Origin of the sequence: Alicyclobacillus sp. ALC3 (assembly GCF_028751195.1) — a bacterium.
GTDB lineage: Bacteria > Bacillota > Bacilli > Alicyclobacillales > Alicyclobacillaceae > Alicyclobacillus_L.
On the sequence record NZ_CP066784.1, the window covers coordinates 3,960,554 to 3,981,999 of the forward strand.

Here is a 21,446-nt window from a genome sequence, read left to right on the forward strand (position 1 = left end):
AAAGACCATAAATAGTATGTCATAATACAATCCATTAGGACTGCACAATGGAGGGTGATCCAGTGGTTCAAGAGACATGGCAGCGTCTGACGCCTGCACAACTGATTGAGACGTCGATCCGCCGCAACGAAGGCATGTTGCTCAGCAACGGCGCATTTTGCGCACAAACTGGGAAGTTCACCGGGCGCTCCCCTAAGGATAAATTTTTCGTCGCCTACGAGGGTTGCCCACTTCCACAGGAGCGTCATCAGTGGTTGACGGAGGCTCAGTTTGACCGGTTGTTTGCAAAGGTTCAGGCGCATCTACAAGCCACTGGCGGCTTTGTTTTTGACGGAGCGGTGAATCACACCGAGGAGCACCGCGTACCCGTGCGCTTTTACACGGAGTTGGCATGGCACAACTTGTTCGTTCAGCAATTGTTCCTGAACGGCGATTCGACTGTGACGCCAGAATACACAGTGTACGGGGCCCCGACGCTAACGGCATCTCCGGAAGCAGACGGCACGCGCACGGACACGTTCATCGTGATCCATTTGAAACGAGGCATTGTTCTCATCGGCGGCACAGAGTACGCCGGCGAGTTGAAAAAATCGATTTTCACATTGATGCATCACCACTTGGCAGAACGCGACATATTGCCGATGCACTGCTCCGCGTCTGTTGGCGATGCGGGCGACGTCGCGCTCTTCTTCGGTCTCTCCGGTACTGGCAAGACGACCTTGTCTGCCGACCCAGCGCGCAGGTTAATCGGCGACGATGAGCACGGTTGGGCGGACGATGGGGTATTTAATATGGAGAACGGTTGCTATGCCAAGTGTATTGACCTTTCGCGCGAGAAGGAACCGGACATTTACGATGCCATTCATTATGGAGCGGTGCTGGAAAACGTGGTGTGCGACGACAAGCGGGAACCAATCTACTCCGACCGCTCTTTGACGGAGAACACGCGTGCAGCGTACCCGCTCAGCTTTATCCGCAACATCGAACCGAGTGGTCGCGGGGACCACCCCCATGTCATTGTGTTTTTGTCTGCTGACGCCTCCGGTGTCCTCCCGGCAGTCGCTCGTTTGACACCGGAAGACGCTCGTCGCCACTACCTGCTTGGGTACACCAGCAAACTAGCGGGTACTGAGCGTGACGTCGTTCAGCCCGAAGGGACTTTCTCCGCTTGCTTTGGCTCGCCGTTTCTGACGGACCGGCCTGTTCGCTACGCCGATATGTTGATGGAGAGAATCGCTCGCTACGATGTACCTGTGTACCTGCTGAACACCGGGTGGGTCGGAGGCGTCTACGGAGAGGTTGACCGAGTCCCGCTCAAGTTGACGCGCGACCTGGTTCACCGCATCATTCGCGGCGAACTCGACAATGTGAAGACTGAGCGCAGCGAAGACTTGTTTCTGTCTGTTCCGGTTGCCGTGGCAGGGGTGCCGGACGTATTCTTGCATCCCGAGCACGACGAGAAGCATCAGCAAAGCTACGGGCAACGACGACAGGAACTGGCGGCGTCGTTTGCGGATGTACTGGCCGGATACTTGGAGATGTCCGGTTCAGCGCGGCGATAACACAAGTGTGGATGGATGTGAGACCGTTTAGCGAGTCCGCTCGGTGGGGCCGCTAAACGGTCGATTTTCATTTCGGCTGAATCGCTGAGTACAGAGTCCGTTCACGCTTCTCGAGCAGTGGCACAATGGTGCCCAGAACCAGCCGCTGAAAGTACGCTGTCTCCGAATGCTGCGCAAGGGCGGATTCGTCTTGGTACTGCTCAAATAGGAGAAATGCGTCCTTGTCCGCTTGGCCGCGGTTTGCCAAGTAGTGAACGCAACCGGGTTCGTTGTCTTTGACCAGCTTCATCATTTCCAACAGTGCCGTCTCGACTTGGTCGCCCATACCGGTTTTACACTGATACTGCGCTGTGAGTACTACCATGTACACTCCTCCTCTCGCTCGTCATTCGCTCTCTGTACGTACATTCCCTTTCGACTGCGGTACAATTCAAGCGATACGTTGAAGCTTACTTGCGGAGGTGCACTGAGTATGGCGGTGAAGTCTTTGTCAATTCTTCCGGTTGGCCACTGCGGCGTGGCGAACTGGATGCTCGACACCCGGTTGCACGGAACGGAGGCTGGGAAGACAATCGTTGAGTTGCCCGTCTGGGTGTACCTGATTGAGACGACAGATGGCCCCATTCTGATTGACTCTGGGATGCCTGACGAATGTATCGACAGGCCCGATTTGCTAGCCGACCCCGACCACAGAGAGCAAGCGCCCGAAATTGTCCCGCAGATGGCGGCAGGCGACAGCGTGTTGTCGGCGCTGGCGCGAGCGAATCTCGGGCCAAGCGACCTGCTGTGTGTCGTCAGCACGCACTGGCACTTTGATCACGCTGGCGGCAATCGCCACTTTCCGACGACCAAGGTGGTCGTGCAGCGCGCCGAATACGAGGCGTTTTTCTCTCTGCCCGCAAAGGAACAGGCAGAGGCATTCTGGATTGCACCCAATTTGCAGTACGACCTCGTCGACGGGGATGTGGAACTGGTGCCGGGTGTGCGCCTCATCTCCACGCCCGGGCACAGCCCTGGCCATCAGTCTGTATTGGTGCGCACACCGCAAAGCGGCAGTATTCTGTTGACGATTGACGCGGCATACACGCAAGCGAATTTCGAGGAGAACGTTCCCTTCACCGTGGCTGACGAAGCCAAGAAGCAAGTGTCAATACAAAAGTTGAAAGACCTGGCCAAGGACGAACATGCCTTCGTCTTCTACGGACACGACACTGTCCAAGCAAAGTCAGTTCGACCATTCCCTGCACACTACTGAGGAGGTGCACGTGGTGAAAATTTTCATCAGTGCGGATATGGAAGGTATCAGTGGAGTCGCGACAAACATGCAACTGTCCAAGGATTCCGAGTACCAGCGGTTTCGGAAACTGATGACGCAGGACGTCAATGCTGCCATCGCAGGAGCATTTGACGGTGGGGCAACGGATGTTGTCGTTGCGGACGGGCACGGCAACATGTCCAACATTTTGATTGAAGACCTCGACGAGCGCGCTACGTTGATCAGCGGGAACAATCGGGTGATGTGTCAGCTCGAAGGACTGGATGATAGTTACAGCGGCGTGTTCTTCGTTGGTCATCACGGACGTGAAGGCGGCGACGAGCGAGCCGTCATCAACCACACCTTGGCTGGCGTTTGTGTCAGCGAGCTTCGCGTCAATGGACAAGTTGTCGGCGAAACCCAGTTGAACGCCAGGGTAGCTGGGCAATTTGGTGTGCCGGCCTTGTTTGTTGCGGGTGACGACGCGTACGTCAGGGAGGTGCAGCAGGACTTGCCGCATGTCGTCGGTGCAGTTGTAAAGCGGGGCATCGACCGCTACGCGGCCGAGTTGCTGCCACCACGCAAGGCGCAACAGGTCATTCGTGCTCAGGCGGCTGAGGCAATGAAGCTTGTCGGTCATGTGCCGCCGCTGGTCGTAACTGGTCCTGTGACGTTTGAGGTAGAGTACAAGACCACTGCACAGGCGCACATGACGACCACCATTCCGCTGGTCGAGCAGGTCGGCCCGAAGACCATCCGGTTTACCAGCCCGGACATGGTCACGGCCTACAAACTGTTTTGGGGCTGCGTAATCATCGGTATGACAGCGACAACTGGTGTGCTCGGAGCAGTCAATGCCTAAGCGTGGCAGGTAGGCGTCAGCGTGAAAATGCGGATGGACGGTCAACGCGCCCGTCCATCCGCTGTGTGCGCTGTCGACACTTTGAAACCGCCGTGTGTCCGCTCCCGCTCGGACTCCTCGCTGCCGAACGGCATTACGACCACGGCGGAGGAGTCGGACCGCTGTCAACTGCCGACCCCGATGCTGGCCGAGTACCGGACCTCGGACCATACCCAGGTCCATACCCAGGACCGTAGCCACCGGAACCAGGGCCGTAGTTGTAACCGGGGCCATAGTACCCGTATCCAGGTCCGTACGGAGGATAGCCATACCCATAGTACGGCGGACGGGCCAGGTTGGCCGCGGCGACGCCGGTCAGAACTGCGAATGGCAAGAAGAAGAATGGAAAGAACACATGGGAAACGCTTAGTTCCTCTGGACTACCGACTGCCGGTGCAATGTCATTTGCTTTCGACGTCGCAGATACTTGGTTGAACACACAGCAGTTTGCGAGGTAGATGCCTGCCTTGGAGACCGAGTGCAGTGTACCATGATAGACGACACCTTCCACGTGATACACAAGGACGTTCCGCCCGATTAACGATTCTGCATGGCTGCGCAGTGAACTCGACATCTGACAGCCTCCTTTCGCCCATTTCCCTACACCGTACGCGCGACATTCGCCCGCCGTCCCGGACAATCGCCCGGTTCTCCTTCGACCCTTGACTCCGCCTGAGAAAAGTCGTATTTTAAACGTGTACCAGATGTACTGGTACACACATGACAAATAGTATGCCGTGAGGAGGCCAGGGCGATGTGGCTCCACGTGGATCCACGGTCGTCAGTCCCTGTTTACCTCCAAGTGGTAAACGGGGTGAAGGCGGCGGTGGCCAAGGGAATGCTCTCACCGGGCGATAGGCTTCCGTCCGTACGTGAACTGGCGACAGAGCTGACGATCAATCACAACACGATTGCCAAGGCGTATCAGGAGCTTGAACGCGAGCGGATTATTGAGGTCGTGCGCGGACGCGGCACGTTCATCACACTTCAGCCTGCGATACCGAACCGGGATGAGCGGTTGGCAGAAATGCGGGATCAGATGCGCCAACTGCTCGTCGAAGCACACCACCTGCACCTTCGCGATGAGGACGTGCTGGATGTCTTTCGACAGGTGATTGAGGCCTGGCGATTGGAGACTGGGGGAGGAACTGATGTCGACAGTAGTAGAGACGGTCAATCTAACCAAACAATTTGACGACCGCGTCGCCGTCGACAACGTGAGTCTGAGTGTGCCAGCCGGTTCAATTTACGGCGTTGTCGGCGCGAACGGGGCTGGCAAGAGCACATTGTTGCGGCTTTTACTCGGTGTGATGTGGCCGAGTCGAGGGGAAGTGCGCTTGTTTGGAGAAGTGCTCCCGCGGGAGGCTGCACCACTGCGGCAGCGCGTGCACTACGTAGGAGGAGATGCCGAACCGTTTCGGTCGTTTCGCGTTCACGAACTCATTCGTTACTCAAGCATGCTCTACGAGCGGTGGGACCAGTCCCGGTGCACTCGCCTTCTCGAAGCCCTTGAGCTTCCGACCGGGCGGGCGATTCGCAACCTGTCAACGGGGATGAAGATGCAACTGCGACTCGCCATCGCGTTGTCTACTCATCCGGATTTGCTCATCCTCGACGAACCGACGAATGGGCTCGACCCGGTGGTGAAGCGTCAGTTCTTGCAGCTTCTGGTTCAAGAAGCGGCAAGCGAAGGCACGACCGTCGTGCTTGCGACACACCTGCTCGACGATGTCGAGCGCATTGCGGACGGCATCGCGGTGATGTACCAGGGACGTGCCATCGCAAGCGGCGTGATCGACGACTTAAAAGACCATGTGCACCGGCTTCAAGCGGCGCTGCCGACAGGATTGCCCCCCGCCATTGAAGACCACCCTGCGGTGGCGCGTGTGGACCGTCAAGGGCAGGTCTTCACCATCACGGTAGAGGGGGCCGGGGCCGTGGGAATTCAGGAACGTTTGTGGGCCGCCGGTGCCACGTTCGTCGAACCGATTGGGCTGGAACTGTCCGATTTGTTCCGCTACTTGATGGAGAAAGAGGGTTACACGCGTGACGCGGTCCTACTTTCCTAGCGTGGACACTGCGACCGATGAATCCAGTCCACGTTCTGGCGCAGCAGACTCGGTGCGCCGCCGTCTTGAACGGTGGTTTCCCAGAGCGCTTGTGTACCGGGAGTGGCGGCTAAACCGCCTACTGTACGGCGCGACCTGGCTGATGATGAGCTATCCCATCGTGCACGGTGGTGGGGATTCGTTTGTGTCGCTTGACATTAGCCTTAGCAACCTGACCGTGTACTGGGTTGCGGTTGTCGTCGGTCTGGGAACGCTTGCGATGCGCGCAGATCGGGCAGGGATCGCCTACGTTCTCTTGGGAGGCGCCCGGCGGCGTGACGTACTGCGGGTCAAGGCAGGTTTCGGCGTCGCAGTCTTGTCGCTGACCTTCTTCTTGCCGTGGTTGCTATATGCTTCGACAGACAGCGGGCCCAACGGTGTATGGCAACCGGGCGTAATGGCTGTCGGTGCGTGCACCCACTTGCTCGCGCTGTCGGCGATTTATCTGACAGCCCTGGCAGCAGCGTGTACCGTCGGTAACCCGCTATTGGCAGCCGCGGGGGCGGTGCTAGCGGCTGCAGTGCCGGCTTTTGTGAGCGTGGTCTTGTCGTTTTTCTTCACCCGCTCGTACGTCTTGGCAACGGGTATTGGTTTTACTCACTGGTTTGCCCAGTTGACGACGTATCTGCAGTTCATGTCACCGCTGGCCGCGTTCACGTTCGGCCGCAGTGGACCTATTGTCGGTCCATACCTCCTGTGGTTTGCGACGTGGTGCATCGCGTTTTGGAAACTGGGGGGCCGTTTGTGGGAGCAGGTGCCAGTGGAGAGGATGACCGAGACTTACTGGTACCCGAAGTTGCGCTACGTTGCGCAGGCTGGGGCCGCGTCCGTGATCGCCTTCATAATCGCTCGGCGGATCGACGGTGCGGGACCGAGGCACGCATGGATTCTGGTGTTTCTGGTCGTCTTTGCTGTCGTGTGGTGGATGATTCGGCGCGTCACCCGTTGGACAGAAGGGCGAAGGGTCGGTGAACGGGCGTGATCGACAACATGGATTCGTCCAAGAACAACGGTACAGCGACGAATGCGTCGAGTACATCCGACATCCCAAGTCGGACGGAAGGTGAATTTACGTCGCTCCTGCAGCGGTGGTTTCCCAGAGCGCTTGTGTACCGGGAGTGGCGGCTAAACCGGACGAAGTATCTGTTGGCTGGATTTCTACTCGTCGCTGCTATGGTTGGTCAGATGTTGTTGCAGTTGACTACGCCGCCCTACCTGTCCGAAGTAATGCGTCCTGACGTGGTGGCGGTCGCGGCAGGCAACCTCAGCACCAGCCATGTGGTGCTTGCTTCGGTCGCGGCAGTGTTACTTGGTGTGCTTGTTCTGCAAGGAGACACAGGGAAAGGTGCGGTTTTCTTTACGCTCTCCGGCCCGGTCAAGCGCAAAGACCTGATGCGAGTCAAAGCCGGCTTAGGCCTTACCGTGATTGCCGTCGCGTATGTGGTGAATTGGGCGATTCTCACTTGTTTGGCCATGCAGTATCCGACACCACAGGCACAGCCGGTCCTTGGCGTGATGGGCAGTGTATCATTTGCGCACGCGCTCATCAGCGGCGCCCTGTTTCTCACTGGGCTGGCTGCGGCTGCAACCTGCAGTAACTTGGTTCTCGCAGCAGGCGGCGCCTTTCTCGCGGCCGCGGTACCGTTGTTTGTATCAAACATGCTTTATTTCTTCAACTCAACGCCGTTTAACGGGATGTCGCTTGGTACGCCGTACGCTCACTGGTTCAACGTACTTACATCCATCATCAGCCAAGCTTCACCGCTCGATAACTTTCATGTGATGGCAGTGCGGACGGATTCGTTCACGAGCCTCGCCGGGGTTGTCTACGCGCTGTGGTTCGTGGCGTGGTCCTACGGATTCTGGCGTCTTGGCGCACACTTGTTTGAAGCGGCGTCGGTCGAGCGGATGTCCGACACGTTCTTTTACCCCGCGTTGTGGTACGTGGTCCTCGCGGGAATGTGCTTCATCATCGCCAATGTGTTTGGCCATGTATTTACCGATATGCAAAACGGTTACATTTTCATGGTCTGGTTCGTCTTATTCTATGGACTCTCTTGGTTTGTCATCAGGCGGCTGGTGCGAACTGCAGGCAGCAGAATGGAGGGCCGGTCATGACATTGGACGAGGGCAGCGTAGTGACAGGCGTGCAAGGCGTGCACGGCCCATCATGGTGGCGCGCAGAGGCGTGGCGGCTGTGGCGCACCTGGCGTGTCCCGGCGGTGGTTGTGTGGTTCGTCATGCTCATTGGCACCATTGGCGAATCGTACAGGGCGATGGGTACGTCGGCCGCTTCCCAGGTCCGTGTGTTCCGGCAAGTCCTGCTGCCGGAAGTATTTCATCTTCATCTCAGTCCAGGGTCCGTGACACTGCAGTTGCCGCTTCACATGTACGGGACACCTGCAATCAGCAGTATTACTGTTTTGGTCACGATGGTCTTCGCCTGTGTGGTTGTGGCGTTCGACCGTGGCCGAGGTTCTGCACAGTTCGCTCTGTCCGGCCCCACCAGTCGATGGGGGCTGTGGCGCGTGCAAACCGTCGCGGTACTAGCGATTCCCACTGTGGGCTGGACCGTGAAGGCTTTGATTGTCCTGTGGGTCGACGCTGCTGCTCACTGGGTCCTCCCACCACACTTCGTCGCGGTTTGGTGGGGGATCAACGTCCTTGTCATCTGCGCCGTCGCAGCAGCCTCATTGTTTGCTGTTGCCGGTGTCGGTCACGTGTTCTTCGCCGTTGTCGTGAGCGCCGGTGTATCAGCAGTCTCGGCCGTAGTTGGTTGGGTGTTAGAGGGCGTTGGCGGGAGACTATTTGGTTCCGGAAACAGTGTAGCACTCAGCACATCAGGAGCTCTTCCTCGTCAGACTTGGCTCTCAGGTAGCCCGGGGGTCGTACGCGTGGGGCACTTCCTTGTCGGACTCTCACCACTCGGGAACATAGGCATGGGTGTGAGCCCGGCCTGGGGAAGCAGTGGACTGCCACAGGGTTCTGCGTCAGCGAGTGACCCGCTGCCAGTGCACGTGTTGACCATCGACACGAATGTCTACCTGACGTGGGGGCTGGTCATCTGGTTCCTGGTCTGGACTGTCTTCCTTCTCTATCTGTCGTGGCGGGTGAGCAAGGTGAGCCTGATAGAGCGTTGGCAGAGCGTGTTTATCTTGCCGAGTCTTGTTCTGCCGACCCTCTGGTTCGGTGCTTGCGTTCTCGCGCTTTTGCTTGCAAATGGGTTAGCACTCAGGGCCGGGATGAACTTTCTGTGGGTATTTGTGACGGCGTTTGTCGTTCTTGGTGGCGGGTATCAATGGCGCTGGACGCGACACGTCGCAAACCTCCGTAATTTGAACGGTGGGAGGCGATGAGCATGTCGATCGCGGTCGACGGGTCTGACCTTGCATCGCCTCGGCCGTGGCGCGCTGAGGCGTGGCGTCTGTGGCGCACGTGGCGCTGGCTTATCGCAGGGGCCTTTGTGTTTATGCTCGCAGGTGTAGCTCTTGCGGCTCTCCCGGCGATAGCGGGCAGCGGACCACATGCTGCCAAAATTGTAGAGGGTGTGCTGTTTCCACAACTCTATCACCGCACCCTCCAATCTCCGTCGTTTCAGGTGCATGCACCGGTCAAAGTCACTGGCCTCACTCCCATCAGTCAAGCTGCAGGTTTCGTTTCCATCGTCTTTGCATGCGCCGTGGTGTCGCTGGAGCGCAGCTGGGGAAGAACGCAGTTTGCGCTGCTTGGGCCAGTGCGCCGGGTACACGTTTGGAGTGTACAGACTGTGTTGGCGTTGCTGTTGCCTCTGACTGCCCTGACTGTGAAGGCTTTGCTGCCGTCTTCTCCTACCTAATCGCAGAAGCTCTGCGGATGAGTTTCGTTACCCCGTTTCCACTGGTGTTTCCTGTCGCTTTCCTGCTTTTTGGCGGCTTGGCGTACTGGCTTTACCGTCGCGTGTATTAAGCAAGACGGCCCGCACGGGCGTCCCCTACATACCACGCTGCGTTGTCTAGAGAGCACTTCCCATATGGCCGCGGTTGCTGTTGCACTGCACAGCCGCGCAGGAGGTTGAGAACGTGTCTGTATTGACACTCGAAAACGTTGCAAAGAAAATTGGCTCCCGGTTGATTGTTGAAAACCTTGAAATGACGGTGGAACCAGGGGAAGTGTATGGGTTTCTCGGACCCAATGGGGCGGGCAAGACGACGACCATCCGCATGATTGTCGGACTGGCTAAGCCGACTCGCGGGTCAATCAAAGTCATGGGCCACGATGTCCAACATGACCGTAGAGCGGCACTTGCATCCATCGGAACCATCGTGGAAAACCCGGAGACGTACAAGTATTTGACGGGTCGTGAGAACTTGGTGCACTACGCTCGACTGGCAGGGCTTGATGCAGGGCGGCGCAACCAGCGCATTGACGAAGTGGTGGACTTCGTGGGTCTGACCGGACGGATTGACGAAAAGGTGAAACGTTACTCACTTGGCATGCGACAGCGACTCGGTGTCGGTCAAGCTCTGCTCGCAAAGCCAAAGTTGTTGGTGCTCGACGAGCCGACCAACGGCCTCGACCCATCGGGGATGCGCGAGTTTCGCGAACTGATGCGACGTCTTGCGGATGACGGGATGTCCGTGTTCGTGTCGAGTCACCTGCTCGGTGAGATTCAAATGATGTGCGACCGCGTCGCGATTCTCAAGGGAGGGCGCATCATTGCGGAAGAGCGAGTGGCCGATTTAATCGAAAATGCGTCCGGCGGGGTCAGGATTGCCGTGCAGGATACAGAGGCTGCGATGAGTGCACTGGCGGCTCAGAGCATTTCGGCACACAGCGACAGTGCTGCGGGCAGTGCCATTCGCGTCATGGTCAAGCGGGACGAGGTGCCAAACGTGATCCGCCAGTTGGTTGCCGCGGATGTGGACATCTACGGCGTCGAACAGGGACGCGATTCGCTCGAAGACATGTTCTTGCAGTTGACAGATGACGGTGCGGCTTCTGCGGTCGCGGCGGGGGAGGAATCACGCAATGGGTGAGTTGTTTGGAGTGATCGCAAACGAGTGGACGAAGTTGTTGCGCCGCAAGCGACTATGGGTCGCAGGTGCGTTAATGCTGCTGACAGTCGGACTGTTCGGCCTGACATCTTATGAGGCACACAAAAACATCCTGCAAAACACGCCGCAGATGCAGTTGCAACAGACACAGCAGATGCTCACGGGTCTGCAGTCGAACAAGGCGCAGGCGCAGGCCAATCAGCCGGAAATTCAGAGTTTACAACAGCAGATTGCGAGCTTGAAGACGCAAATTGCGGCAGAGAAACCAGGGGCGGACTGGAGAAAGCCGCTCCTGCAACAAAGGACGATACTGCAAAAGCAGATGGCACAAGTCCCGGTGCGAGAGCGGGTGCACTCACAAGTGTGGCATCTGGAGCAGGGACAGTTGCTTCAGATGAACTATCAGCTTGCGCACAACGTCAAGCCGCCGACCGGGTACCAGACGTCTGCCTACGACCAAATCATGCAGTATCTGACGTTTACGTCGATGCTGTTCCTGCCGCTTACTGTCGTGATTCTCGTGGCTGACATGGTGGCCGGGGAAGCGACGGACGGTACGATTAAACTGTTGCTTGTGCGGCCGGTGTCTCGGTCGAAAATTTTGCTTGGCAAGTGGATCACGTCGCTTATCGCCGCGGCTCTGGCGACTGCAGTCACATGCGCAGCTTTGTGGGCCGTCGGTGTAGCAGTGTTCGGAGGCGCAGGGGCCAACCAGCCACAACTCGTCAACGTCACATACACGAGCCAGAGCGCAGCGCTCGACCCCAACTCTGGAGGTGGGGCGGGCACGACAACTGGGCAGGAACTCATTGCGCACTATGGCCATGCTGCGATTGTATCGATGGGCACCTACTTCTTCGTGTCAGTGCTCTTAACCATCTTCGCCATGCTCGTCGTGGCAACCGTCGGTTTTCTCGCATCGACGTTGTTTCGCTCCGCAATGGCGAGCACGGGTGTCGCGCTTGGTGTTGTCATCATCGGGTTTGTCTTGTCGCAGATGGCAGCGCATGTCAAGTGGATTGTGGACACCTTCTTCCCCGTTCACCTTGCGCTCTTCTCCGACTGGTCTGGCGCACTCAGCCAACAGGCCCAGGTGCCAGTGTCACTCTCGCTTGGCACGACGGTCCTCGTGGTGTGGGGCGTGGTGTGCTTGGCCGTTTCACTCTTCTACTTCTCGCGCCGGGATGTACTGAACGCGTAATATGACTAGGTGACGTTTGCCACTATGGGTACGGTCGAAACCTGCTCCTGCAGCGACTACACGAGTTCGAGTGCGTCCATCTGAGATACGTAACGCGTTAAGAACGCGTTATGGAATGGAAGGAACGGGTTTTATCCGTTATAACGTGCCCACAGAACGTTATTACTGAACAGAGGTGGTAAATCTCGAGACTCAAAAGGACATAACGCGTTTTGAGCACGTTAAACGGGTGATTATGTAAACTATAAACGCAATAACGAGTTTTGGAGTCCTTAAGTTCTTGATTATGTAAACTGATGAACGAGAAGCAACGTGTTCGAATACTGTACGCATAGTAGGGCTGTACCAAACGGCTAGAAAGCCTTTGGATACAGCCCCGCTTAATTGTCTGTGGTTACTTTACCTGGAGGACAGTGCACCGTCGAGAAAGCGCAGGGGCAGTACAGTGCCTGCCTCGACGTGCGGCTCGTCAAGACGGACAAGGCAGTTTGCGCTGGCAAAACTCGAGATTTGGCCGGCTGCCTGAGCCATCTCCGTGTCGACAACCACCACGCCGCCCTCAATTCGGGCAGCGCCGCGCAAAATTCGCGTGTGTCGCACGGGCTTTTGTTTGACCGTGTGCAACAGGCGGCCGCTCGCGGGGAAGGGTTCGTCGTGCCAGCCCATGGCTTGCCGGAGCACTGGCCGAACGAGAGTCTCGAATTGCACAAATCCTGCGGCAGGGTTTCCGGAGAGCGCGAATACCACGGCACCCTCTACGGTGGCGGCGACCAGTGGTGAGCCAGGTCGCATCAAGACGCGCCGCACCGCGATTTGTCCGCCAAGGTCCGCGATGACTCGGGGGACGTAGTCGTAGTCTCCCGCAGATACGCCGCCTGTCAAAATCACGAAGTCGCTCGATGCCACCGCTTTGACGAGAGCCGTACGGATTGCGTCACGGCTGTCTTCGACGTACGAGCATTCCGTCACCGCGATACCATCGGTAGTGAGCGCGCCAGACAGATAGGCGTCGTTGGCTCCGTAGATTTGGCCGGGTGCAAGCAGCGCCTCAGTATCACGGCAGAGTTCACTCCCAGTGACGATGATGCTGCACGTCGGGCGCTTGGCGACGGACAAATGTGCGATGCCATAGGTTCGTAATAAAGACAGGTGTGCGCCTGCCAATCGCACACCATGCCCTAGGACAACCGTGCCAGCGCCACCGTCTTGTCCACGTGGTTGCACAGACTCGCCAGCACGTACAGACCGCAACAAGCGCACAGAAGCGGATGCCGCCGTGGTTCCGTGTTGCGAAGACGTCGACTCTTCACACCACTCAAAACGCGCCACTGCATTCGTATCTGCCGGCATCGGTGCGCCAGTCATAATGCGTACCGCACTGCCTGCAGGGGGAGAGCCGGTAGGGGCATCGCCCGCTGCCAGGGTTCCAGTGACTGAGAAAGTTATCCCTTCCTCGAGTTCGCCGTCCACGCGCAGTGCGAAACCGTCCATCATCGCGCGGTCAAATGGCGGAACGTCGATTCGCGCCACTGCCTCGGTCGCAAGGATGCGGCCGAGGCAGTCGTCGACAGGGACGGATTCGCTCCGTACGGCAGGTGCCAGAGCTTTCACAGTTGCCACTGCTTCGTCAAATGGGTGGGGCACATCCACCGTGCGTCACGTCCCTTCGCAAGCAAACATGCATTCCGCTTAGGCGAAAATGGTTTCGATCTCGGCGATGGTGGATTCATCCAACTTCACACCGGAAGCCTTGACGTTCTCCTGTACTTGTTCCGGGCGGGTCGCACCGATGAGTGCACTGCTGATGCTTGGTAGACGCAGCACCCAGGCCAGTGCGAGCTGAGACATCGTGACCTCGAGGCGCTTCGCCACACCTGACAATTGTTCCACCTTTGTGAGTACATCCTCTTGAATCAAGCGCTCAACGAAGCGATTCACACCTTGCGTCGCGGCGCGAGACCCGGCAGGGGCCGGTTGTCCCTGCTTATACTTGCCGGTCAGGACACCCTGCGCGAGCGGTGAAAAGACGACCTGCCCAATTCCGGCAGCATCACAGAGGGGAACTACGGAATTTTCAATGTACCGTTCGAGCATGTTGTACTGGGGTTGGCTAGCAACAAACTTGCGCAGGCCAAGCTCCTTTTGCAGTTGCACGGCTGCTGCAATTTTCTCCGCTGGCCATTCCGAGAGACCGATGTAGAGTGCCTTGCCCTGTGCGATGATGTCGTCGAGGGCGCGTAAGGTCTCTTCCAAGTCTGTTTCTTCGTCATAGCGGTGGCAGTAAAAAATGTCGACGTAATCGACGCCAAGCGATTTTAGGCTCAAGTCAATCTGCGCCATGATGTGCTTACGGCTCAGTCCGCGGTCGTTTACGCCAGGACCAGCCGGCCAGTACGCTTTGGTCGTGACGACGTAACTGTCGCGACGATAGGGTTTGAGCGCTTCACCGAGCACGACCTCTGCAGCGTGCGGTTCGGAGCCGTACACGTTGGCACAGTCAAAGTGGTTGATGCCAAGGTCGTACGCTTCATTGACACAGGCGATAGCCTGCTGTTTTTCGGTTACGGTGCCGTATGTAAGCCAACTTCCCAGTGCAAGTTCAGACACCTTAAGGCCGCTTTTGCCAAGTCTGCGGTAGTGCATGCTATCACCCTCCGGTATATGGTTTTGTGGGCCGCTGTCTATTGTATCACCATCGGGGAATCAAGACGTAAAGTACCCCATGCGGCGATAGGTGAAAGCGTCGTGGGAGTAGAACTTCAGTGCGTTCCAGCCACGCTCATCGCCGGGTGCCGGTGTCGCTGCGACCCAGCCGTAGTTCCCGAGTTCGTGACTGATATCAATCGCCGCATGGATGAGAGTCTCCGCAACTCGTCTACCTGCTGCGTTGCGCCACAGCGTGGCACGGTTGGCTGAACCGGCTTGCAGGCGCGGATGAAGTGCGAGATTTGAGATGTAGTAATACTTCGCCGCGAAATTGGGCCGCCCGGAGAGCACGCCAAGCGGGAATGCGGGGTATGTGGGACGTTCCGATTTCATCCAGGCAATTGCGATATCCGGTTGTGGCTGCAGACCTTGCGAGGCGTTCCAGACTTCCCATTGTATTTCGGCCAACTCAGTGTAATCAGTGCTAGCGATGTGCCAGGACTCTGCCACAAACCGCAGTACCCGCCGGATTTCGCTAGGTTTCAGCCACAGTACGTCGAGCGAGAGGTGTTCCGGCTGGTCGGACGGAAAGGTCTCGGTTTGTTCCCACATAGATGGCATGTATTCGGAATCCGGGTGCTGCAAACCATCGTGATTGACGCCCCACCAAGCAGTGACGATGCGTCGCAAACGGTGCATGTCCATCTCTCTTCTCCTCAGTTCATTTGGATCTTTTTATCATTATGGTACAATGTCGACTAGTTCATAGCAGAGGGGTTAGGCAAATTGGCACAGCAGTACGAACGCGCTCCAGACATGCAGTTGCAGGCGAACACGGACTATCAGGCTGTCGTTCACACGAACAAGGGCACTTTTACAGTCGACCTGCTGGCGGACCAGGCGCCCCTGACGGTCAATAACTTCGTCACCTTGGCCAAAGACAAATACTTTGATGGAATTGTCTTCCACCGCGTCATCGAACCGTTTATGATCCAGACCGGTGACCCAACGGGAACTGGGGCTGGCGGACCTGGCTATCGCTTTCGCGATGAACTTCCACCGGCTATTCCGTACGAACCGGGTGTCGTCGCTATGGCGAATGCCGGCCCCAATACGAACGGATCGCAGTTCTTCGTCTGTACTGGTGAACAGTCACGTGGTCTGAACCGCACACCGAACTACTCCGTGTTTGGTCGCGTGTCAGACGGCATGGACACAGTCACCGCCATTGCACAAACGCCAGTCGGTCCATCACAGTTCGGTGAACGGAGTAAACCGCTTGAGACTGTTCAAATTGAGTCCGTGGAGATTATCGAGACCCAGCGTTCATAATGTGCTCGCCAACCTAACTTAGTGGTCGAGCGGAGCATTGGATGTCTGGCCGCGGTTGGAGTGGCCCTGTGTCGGTGCGCCATGAAGTGACTGGTCAACGCGACGCCATGTGTTGAGTTCTGCGATGCGGCTTGCATAGTCAGAGACCTCAACGAAGTACGAGGCAATGGTGTCCCAATCTTCCTCGTGATGAATTGCGTCGAGAATGTCCTCGATGACCTGTTCAAACTTCATGATGCGCTCTGGTATTCGGGCTCGAATTCCTTCCCAGCGGTACACGACATCCTCTTGCTCTTCAGGCGATAAGGACTCGAACGGAGTTGAGAGGTCTGGCAGTTCGATGCCGAGTCGCGGGTCTAGATTGAACTCCACACTGTCACCTTCTTTTCTTGCTTCATCATAGGGGAATTGGGGCGCCAACTCAACGGGTCTGTGCCGCGATCAAGCATTCAGCCGCGACAGGAGGTAAAGCAGTGCAGTCCTCCCCACAGGCAGTGCAAAACCTGAAAGCGATGTTGGAGACCGGCGTGTTCCTCGACCCGCTCTTGGTCAGTAACTTTTTACGCAACTCCGCGCAGTCGCCTGTTCAGACGGTTCGCAGCTTGGCACGAGGTCTGGCTGCACAAATTTATACGAATTGTATGCACGAGGAAACCATCTCAGCAGAGGAAATTTTAGATCGACGCCCGTTTTCTCCGACCTTGTTGCGCTTGTGCCTAGTTGAGACGTTGATTTCTACAGCATTTGCGATTTCGCATGAAGAATACGGCAGGGAAGAACCGGAAGAGGCGTCCCTTGCTGCAGCTGCGGACAAGCTGACGGAGCTAGTCGCCCGAATTGGCTGTGGCGCCCTGTATGATGCCTACTTTATCATCGCCGGGTACGACACTCTTCAACCGCTTTACTTTCACAAGCACATCACAGAGCAAGCCTTTCTCTCTGGAGTTCACCACCACCCATATCTTCCAGAAAACCTTGAGTTGTTCATGTTGGTGAGTTTGGCCACGCAAACGCTCCGTTTAAAGCGAGTCGGTCGCGTGCGAACAGTGCAGATCACGCGCCTAGGCATGCAAAGCTACCTCGAAGCTAAAGCGGTGATGCGCGAGTCCGGCTACTTTGACAGACGAGTGAAATTCGCGTATCTGTACTCGTTTGACACAGTCGAGGACTGGGACGCTATGTGCGATGTGGTTTGGCCGAATCACAGACAGTTGCGGATTGACTTTCTCGATTTTCTCGGTGACCTGCGAGGCAAGCGTGTACTCGAAGTCGCCTGTGGGACAGGAGCTTTGACGTTTGACGCGAAACTGTCTGAACGAGTCGACGAGACGGGAGAACTGGTCGCTCTTGATATGTCTTCTGGGATGCTCGACCAAGCTCGGCGCAAATGGAAACAGTTGGGCCGCCCGTCGAACGTGACGCTTCAGTTGGGCAATGTCGAGAAAATGCCGTTTTCGGCCGCGTCCTTTGACCTGTGCGTCGGAGCTGCATTTCTGCACTTTGTCGATCCCGTTGCTGCGCTGCGCGAAATGGCCCGAACTGTCGTGACGGGTGGCATTGTCTCCGTATGGCAAGGCAGCTACTTTAGCCTCGACGCACCGTTTTTCCGTGACTGGTTTGAGCCGATTTTTGAGCTTGCGCGGCGTCGAAACGCTGAACGGCCGCAAAGCTATATGCCAGAGAGCGGCGAGACGATTGTCCGTTGGTTTGAACAAGCTGGCTTGAGGGATGTAGTGACCGAAAATGCCTCGCTCACCTGGGTGTTTGATGACCCGGAGACCATAGTGCAGCATGTCGTGCGCGGTGTCAGTTTTTTTGAAACAGAACTAATGGAACTGCCTTGGGACGACCGCCGTACGATCGTAGCTGAACTGGTCGACCGCGGACGAGACGTGTGCGCACGCTACCCCTTGCGTCACCGCACAATGTACTTACCGATGCACTGCATAAAAGGCGTGGTCCGCTGAACCACGTGGTATGATAAATGGACCGAAGGGAGTTGCGTCAATGAGTCAGCGCGTGGCCTTCCTGACAAGTGGCGGCAAGGGCCTTGGCTATGCAGGTGTTCGCGCGCTGTTAGAAGCGGGCTGGGATGTGTTTTTTACCTACGGAAACAGTGCGGACGAAGCAGCACAACTCGTCTCGCGTGCGCACGCGCTCGGTCGCCGCGCGCACGGCCGACCTGTCGATTTGCTTGAGCAGAGCGAGGTTGTAAGCGCCATCGAGGCTTGTCAGCAGGAGTTTGGGGAGATCGATGCACTCATCCATAATTTCGGCCCATTTGTCTTTGAGCGTCTGCCGCTTGCTGAATACTCGGACGAGCAGTGGCGACGGATGATCGACGGGAACTTGAGCAATTTTTTCTGGATGTACCGTGTGGTGGTTCAAAGCATGCGCGACCGTCGGTTCGGCCGTATTATCACGGTGGGCAGTGACGGTGCAGCGGTGGCTGCAGGGTGGAACCGCCGGGCAGCGTACGCGGCGGCGAAGTCTGGGCTGGCCTCGCTCACTAGGTCAATTGCGCGGGAAGAGCGGGAGTACGGGATTACAGCGAACATGGTTTGTCCGGGAGACATCCGCGGAGATTTGAAAATGCGCATGATTCGGGAAGCAGATGCACCGACTTCCGGTGAACAGCGTGCTCCGGTTGGAGAAGATGTGGCCCGCGCCGTGGTCTTCTTGTGTGACGAACACAGTCAGCAGGTGAACGGAACCGTGATGGAAGTAACGGGAGCACAGGAGATTCGAGCGAGAGACAGCTTCTCTTCACGCGACGCGAGTCCAAAGTCAGATCGTTAGTCAGCAGGAGAAGAGATGTGTCTTGTCCAACAAGACAAAGGAGAGCTCAGATCGCGCTACAGTTTCAGGGTGATGGGTCGGCGAACACAGAGGGGGGCGTCAACGTGGCGCATGTGGACAACCTGCGAAGGCACTTTCCGGCCGTGCGGAACACGGCTTTTTTGGACACCGGATCGTTTGGTGCATTGCCAGATGTCGCGGTACGAGCGATGCAAGACACGCTGACTTGGGAACTGACGCAAGGGCGGTTGGCAGCTGCGTACGCAGAGCGACTGATTGTGGCACAGAGACAACTACGGGATCAACTCGCTTCGCTCCTTGGTGGGGACGCTTCTGGGTTTATGTTGACAGACGGTACAACACACGGTCTGAACACAATCTTGTGGGGGTTGCCGCTACAACCTGGTGACGAAGTGATTGTTACAGACGTAGAGCACGAAGGAGCCGTGTTGCCGGCGTTCGTGCAAAGGCAGCGGCGGGATGTAGTAGTCAAAGTCATTGACGGCACTCTTCCGGCTGAAAGCATGGTCAGCATGCTCGACCGTACAATCACGCCACGGACCCGGCTCATCCTCTGTTCGCATGTGTCTCGCGGCACTGGTCACCGGCTTGCGCTTGAGCAAATTGTTCAGGTTGCTCACGCTCGCGGTGTATATGTCGCGGTTGATGGGGCTCAGGGCGCTGGTGCAGAACCGTTTGATTTGCGGGCGTCAGGAGTCGATTTTTACGTTTTTCCTGGTCACAAGTGGCTTTGTGGGCCCGTTGGTGTCGGCGCGTTGTACGTGCGACGGCAGGTGCAGGGTGTGCTCGAGCAGACGTTTATCGGGGCGCACTCTTTGGCCGAGCCTGATGCGTGGAATTGGTCGGGGACATACCTAGCTGCTCCGGGAGTATCGCGTTTTGAGCATACTCGCGGTGGTCTGGCCAAGTGGGTGGGGTGGCTTGAGAGTCTGCAATTTCTTCGAGTAACAGCTGGTTGGGATTATGCGTACACACACATTCAGGGCTTGTCGGGGCAGTTAATGGAGATGCTGCTCGATTTTGATCACGTTCGCGTCGTCACTCCTCGCGACCGCCGCGTGGGTCTGGTGCACTTTCGGGTACATCAAGTGGACGCCGTTTCTTTCGTGCGGTCTGCAGCTGAACGCGACGTGATGGTACGCGCGGTTCCGGAGCGGCAGTTAATTCGGGTATCCACCGCTGTGTACAACACCGAAGACGACTTGACAAGGCTCGTGAACGTGGTGAAAGCGGCAAGGGGGTAGCAGACTTCTGGCTTCACTTTGGCCCAGGGGTTGTCTTCCTGTCTTCTTCACTCCGGCTGTGGTCACGTAGGCGGCGCAGGATGATGAACTCGAGCGCAATGGCGAACAGTACGCACAGGGCAAAGTACAGTGGGTGGTCGCGCAAGCTGATGCACTCCTGTCCAATTAGGTCCTCATCGTAAGTTTTCTCCAAACACCGGTTTTCAATTCAATTTGACCATACAGCGTTCGTGGAAGATGACATGTGGGTGCTCGACTGCGAGCACCCACATGTCATCTTTGCACAGCCGTTTGTGCCACAGAGGTGTGTCTCTCTACACTCGCACGCGAATTCCGCCGTTCTTTGTTTCCAGCGTAATGTACGACTCTATCGCGCGCGTCGCGGAAGTGTCGCTTGGCTCCAGTTCATCAGAAGTGTTCAGATTTAGTTCGAAGCGGGCGTGGTTCGGCCGGGCAGGGTCGTCAAACTCGTGCGTGACGTCACCGCTAAACTGTATTTTCCCGTTCACCGTCGTGGCGGTACCGACGCAGTGTAAGTCAGCAGCTATGCCATCGACGCTGATTTTTCCGTTTTTGGTCGATGCATATACGCTGCGACAATTGCTTGTGATGCTGTGTAGGAGTTCGATATTCCCTGACTCGGCTGTGGCTCGAAGGCGCTCGACCTCCGCCTCGTGAACCCAAATGTTTCCATTCGACGAATCAACTTGTAAATTGACGGCGTCAAGTGTGTCTGCGTGGATGGTGCCATTGTGTGTTTTGCAGATTAGGCGTCCAAATTTGCGCGGCACGTAGATGTCCACATTGGTACTGACGACTGCATCTTTGCTCTGTGCGATGGTCAATTGATAGCTGTCGTCACTTCGGTCTGCCTGCAGTGAACTCTCCAGCACCCGTTTGGCATCCATCAGGCTCTCTGCTTTCACCTGACCGCGTACGTGCAGTCTTACTGTGGGCTCATCCCACGACGTGATCTGAATGCGTCCGTTGCGCGCTTCCACTGCGACTGTCTGAACCGACTCAGGCAGTGATACTTCGGTAGAAGCCGATAACGTAGAAGTGGACGGACCGCTGCTCCAAGTCTCAATCTGTTGCTCCACCTGCCGGCGCACCTCGCCTAACGACTGCGACACCGCTGCAGTCACCTGTGAGCCGATGTGTTTTAATTCCTCCAGCCGCGCTCGGTCAATGCTAGGGAGGTTGGACAGGCTGAGATCAAGCTTTCTTGGCGATGGTTTCCGTCCCGTGCTTCGGTTCACTTCAGCCAACAGCAGGTCGGCTTGTTCTACGGTCAATTTTCCGTCAGCAAGGAGTTGCAGAATTCGTTTTCGCTCTTCACTCATG

23 protein-coding genes are annotated in these 21,446 nt (G+C 57.0%); 15 read left to right on the forward strand and 8 right to left on the reverse strand.

The window, feature by feature from the left end; genetic code table 11:
• Positions 1-62: 62 nt before the first annotated feature.
• Positions 63-1,562, forward strand: coding sequence for a phosphoenolpyruvate carboxykinase (ATP) (locus tag JC200_RS18195; protein WP_274433126.1), 1,500 nt, complete (start codon positions 63-65; stop codon positions 1,560-1,562).
• A 67-nt stretch (positions 1,563-1,629) separates the two neighbouring features.
• On the opposite strand, the gene JC200_RS18200 is transcribed toward JC200_RS18195, so the two are convergent.
• On the reverse strand, positions 1,630-1,926 hold the full coding sequence (locus JC200_RS18200; RefSeq protein WP_274433127.1) for a putative quinol monooxygenase: 297 nt from the start codon (positions 1,924-1,926) through the stop codon (positions 1,630-1,632).
• Between the two features lie 108 nt (positions 1,927-2,034).
• Here JC200_RS18200 and JC200_RS18205 point away from each other — a divergent pair, with 108 nt between their 5' ends.
• Positions 2,035-2,817 (forward strand): N-acyl homoserine lactonase family protein, encoded by a 783-nt coding sequence (locus JC200_RS18205; protein ID WP_274433128.1) that lies wholly within the window; start codon positions 2,035-2,037, stop codon positions 2,815-2,817.
• Between the two features lie 13 nt (positions 2,818-2,830).
• Positions 2,831-3,679, forward strand: coding sequence for a M55 family metallopeptidase (locus JC200_RS18210; protein WP_274433129.1), 849 nt, complete (start codon positions 2,831-2,833; stop codon positions 3,677-3,679).
• A gap of 133 nt (positions 3,680-3,812) precedes the next feature.
• On the opposite strand, the gene JC200_RS18215 is transcribed toward JC200_RS18210, so the two are convergent.
• Entirely contained in the window at positions 3,813-4,292 is a 480-nt protein-coding gene (locus JC200_RS18215; protein ID WP_274433130.1) for a hypothetical protein, read from the reverse strand.
• Between the two features lie 180 nt (positions 4,293-4,472).
• Between JC200_RS18215 and JC200_RS18220 the strand changes: the two genes are divergently transcribed.
• From JC200_RS18220 to JC200_RS18255, 8 genes are all read left to right on the forward strand, one after another.
• Positions 4,473-4,913, forward strand: a complete 441-nt coding sequence (locus JC200_RS18220; RefSeq protein WP_274433131.1) for a GntR family transcriptional regulator — start codon at positions 4,473-4,475, stop codon at positions 4,911-4,913.
• On the forward strand, positions 4,870-5,787 hold the full coding sequence (locus JC200_RS18225) for an ABC transporter ATP-binding protein (protein WP_274433133.1): 918 nt from the start codon (positions 4,870-4,872) through the stop codon (positions 5,785-5,787). Before JC200_RS18220 ends, JC200_RS18225 begins: the two co-directional genes overlap by 44 nt.
• Positions 5,765-6,808 (forward strand): hypothetical protein, encoded by a 1,044-nt coding sequence (locus JC200_RS18230; RefSeq protein WP_274433134.1) that lies wholly within the window; start codon positions 5,765-5,767, stop codon positions 6,806-6,808. Before JC200_RS18225 ends, JC200_RS18230 begins: the two co-directional genes overlap by 23 nt.
• Positions 6,805-7,944: an ABC transporter permease subunit gene (locus JC200_RS18235; RefSeq protein WP_274433135.1), complete on the forward strand. Its 1,140-nt coding sequence runs from the start codon at positions 6,805-6,807 to the stop codon at positions 7,942-7,944. Before JC200_RS18230 ends, JC200_RS18235 begins: the two co-directional genes overlap by 4 nt.
• A complete protein-coding gene (locus tag JC200_RS18240) occupies positions 7,941-9,182 on the forward strand; it encodes a hypothetical protein (protein WP_274433136.1) in 1,242 nt (413 codons plus the stop codon). The genes JC200_RS18235 and JC200_RS18240 overlap by 4 nt, the downstream gene beginning before the upstream one ends.
• 2 nt (positions 9,183-9,184) lie before the next feature.
• Positions 9,185-9,661 (forward strand): hypothetical protein, encoded by a 477-nt coding sequence (locus JC200_RS18245; RefSeq protein WP_274433137.1) that lies wholly within the window; start codon positions 9,185-9,187, stop codon positions 9,659-9,661.
• Positions 9,662-9,884: 223 nt separating this feature from the next.
• Complete coding sequence (locus JC200_RS18250) at positions 9,885-10,841, forward strand: ABC transporter ATP-binding protein (RefSeq protein WP_274433138.1); 957 nt, start codon at positions 9,885-9,887, stop codon at positions 10,839-10,841.
• Positions 10,834-12,060, forward strand: coding sequence for an ABC transporter permease (locus tag JC200_RS18255; RefSeq protein ID WP_274433139.1), 1,227 nt, complete (start codon positions 10,834-10,836; stop codon positions 12,058-12,060). The genes JC200_RS18250 and JC200_RS18255 overlap by 8 nt, the downstream gene beginning before the upstream one ends.
• 399 nt (positions 12,061-12,459) lie before the next feature.
• Here JC200_RS18255 and JC200_RS18260 read toward each other — a convergent pair whose 3' ends face one another.
• The 3 genes from JC200_RS18260 to JC200_RS18270 are packed head-to-tail and all read right to left on the reverse strand — an operon-like array spanning position 12,460 to position 15,411.
• Entirely contained in the window at positions 12,460-13,710 is a 1,251-nt protein-coding gene (locus tag JC200_RS18260; RefSeq protein WP_274433140.1) for a molybdopterin molybdotransferase MoeA, read from the reverse strand.
• 39 nt (positions 13,711-13,749) lie between these two features.
• Complete coding sequence (locus JC200_RS18265) at positions 13,750-14,703, reverse strand: aldo/keto reductase family protein (RefSeq protein ID WP_274433141.1); 954 nt, start codon at positions 14,701-14,703, stop codon at positions 13,750-13,752.
• Positions 14,704-14,763: 60 nt separating this feature from the next.
• Positions 14,764-15,411, reverse strand: coding sequence for a hypothetical protein (locus tag JC200_RS18270; RefSeq protein WP_274433142.1), 648 nt, complete (start codon positions 15,409-15,411; stop codon positions 14,764-14,766).
• Positions 15,412-15,492: 81 nt separating this feature from the next.
• Here JC200_RS18270 and JC200_RS18275 point away from each other — a divergent pair, with 81 nt between their 5' ends.
• Complete coding sequence (locus tag JC200_RS18275) at positions 15,493-16,038, forward strand: peptidylprolyl isomerase (RefSeq protein ID WP_274433143.1); 546 nt, start codon at positions 15,493-15,495, stop codon at positions 16,036-16,038.
• Between the two features lie 18 nt (positions 16,039-16,056).
• Here the strand turns inward: JC200_RS18275 and JC200_RS18280 are convergent, their stop codons facing one another.
• Positions 16,057-16,410, reverse strand: coding sequence for a hypothetical protein (locus JC200_RS18280; RefSeq protein ID WP_274433144.1), 354 nt, complete (start codon positions 16,408-16,410; stop codon positions 16,057-16,059).
• Between the two features lie 101 nt (positions 16,411-16,511).
• Between JC200_RS18280 and JC200_RS18285 the strand changes: the two genes are divergently transcribed.
• From JC200_RS18285 to JC200_RS18295, 3 genes are all read left to right on the forward strand, one after another.
• Positions 16,512-18,005, forward strand: a complete 1,494-nt coding sequence (locus tag JC200_RS18285) for a class I SAM-dependent methyltransferase (RefSeq protein WP_274433145.1) — start codon at positions 16,512-16,514, stop codon at positions 18,003-18,005.
• Between the two features lie 40 nt (positions 18,006-18,045).
• Positions 18,046-18,837, forward strand: coding sequence for an SDR family oxidoreductase (locus JC200_RS18290; RefSeq protein WP_274433146.1), 792 nt, complete (start codon positions 18,046-18,048; stop codon positions 18,835-18,837).
• Between the two features lie 104 nt (positions 18,838-18,941).
• Positions 18,942-20,102, forward strand: coding sequence for an aminotransferase class V-fold PLP-dependent enzyme (locus JC200_RS18295; protein ID WP_274433147.1), 1,161 nt, complete (start codon positions 18,942-18,944; stop codon positions 20,100-20,102).
• 13 nt (positions 20,103-20,115) lie between these two features.
• Here JC200_RS18295 and JC200_RS18300 read toward each other — a convergent pair whose 3' ends face one another.
• Both JC200_RS18300 and JC200_RS18305 read right to left on the reverse strand, forming a co-directional pair.
• The gene (locus tag JC200_RS18300) at positions 20,116-20,247 is read right to left on the reverse strand and encodes a hypothetical protein (protein ID WP_274433148.1); all 132 of its coding nucleotides are present in this window, start codon (positions 20,245-20,247) and stop codon (positions 20,116-20,118) included.
• A gap of 169 nt (positions 20,248-20,416) precedes the next feature.
• Entirely contained in the window at positions 20,417-21,445 is a 1,029-nt protein-coding gene (locus JC200_RS18305; RefSeq protein ID WP_274433149.1) for an SHOCT-like domain-containing protein, read from the reverse strand.
• Between the last annotated feature and the right edge of the window lies 1 nt (position 21,446).

Bases quoted from the DNA above. Each gene is read 5' to 3' on its own strand.
- JC200_RS18200 (WP_274433127.1), bottom strand. From the start codon at position 1,926: ATGGTAGTACTCACAGCGCAGTATCAGTGTAAAACCGGTATGGGCGAC.
- JC200_RS18205 (WP_274433128.1), top strand. From the start codon at position 2,035: ATGGCGGTGAAGTCTTTGTCAATTCTTCCGGTTGGCCACTGCGGCGTG.
- JC200_RS18215 (WP_274433130.1), bottom strand. From the start codon at position 4,292: ATGTCGAGTTCACTGCGCAGCCATGCAGAATCGTTAATCGGGCGGAAC.
- JC200_RS18220 (WP_274433131.1), top strand. From the start codon at position 4,473: ATGTGGCTCCACGTGGATCCACGGTCGTCAGTCCCTGTTTACCTCCAA.
- JC200_RS18225 (WP_274433133.1), top strand. From the start codon at position 4,870: ATGTCGACAGTAGTAGAGACGGTCAATCTAACCAAACAATTTGACGAC.
- JC200_RS18240 (WP_274433136.1), top strand. From the start codon at position 7,941: ATGACATTGGACGAGGGCAGCGTAGTGACAGGCGTGCAAGGCGTGCAC.
- JC200_RS18245 (WP_274433137.1), top strand. From the start codon at position 9,185: ATGTCGATCGCGGTCGACGGGTCTGACCTTGCATCGCCTCGGCCGTGG.
- JC200_RS18255 (WP_274433139.1), top strand. From the start codon at position 10,834: ATGGGTGAGTTGTTTGGAGTGATCGCAAACGAGTGGACGAAGTTGTTG.
- JC200_RS18265 (WP_274433141.1), bottom strand. From the start codon at position 14,703: ATGCACTACCGCAGACTTGGCAAAAGCGGCCTTAAGGTGTCTGAACTT.
- JC200_RS18270 (WP_274433142.1), bottom strand. From the start codon at position 15,411: ATGGACATGCACCGTTTGCGACGCATCGTCACTGCTTGGTGGGGCGTC.
- JC200_RS18290 (WP_274433146.1), top strand. From the start codon at position 18,046: ATGAGTCAGCGCGTGGCCTTCCTGACAAGTGGCGGCAAGGGCCTTGGC.
- JC200_RS18305 (WP_274433149.1), bottom strand. From the start codon at position 21,445: ATGAGTGAAGAGCGAAAACGAATTCTGCAACTCCTTGCTGACGGAAAA.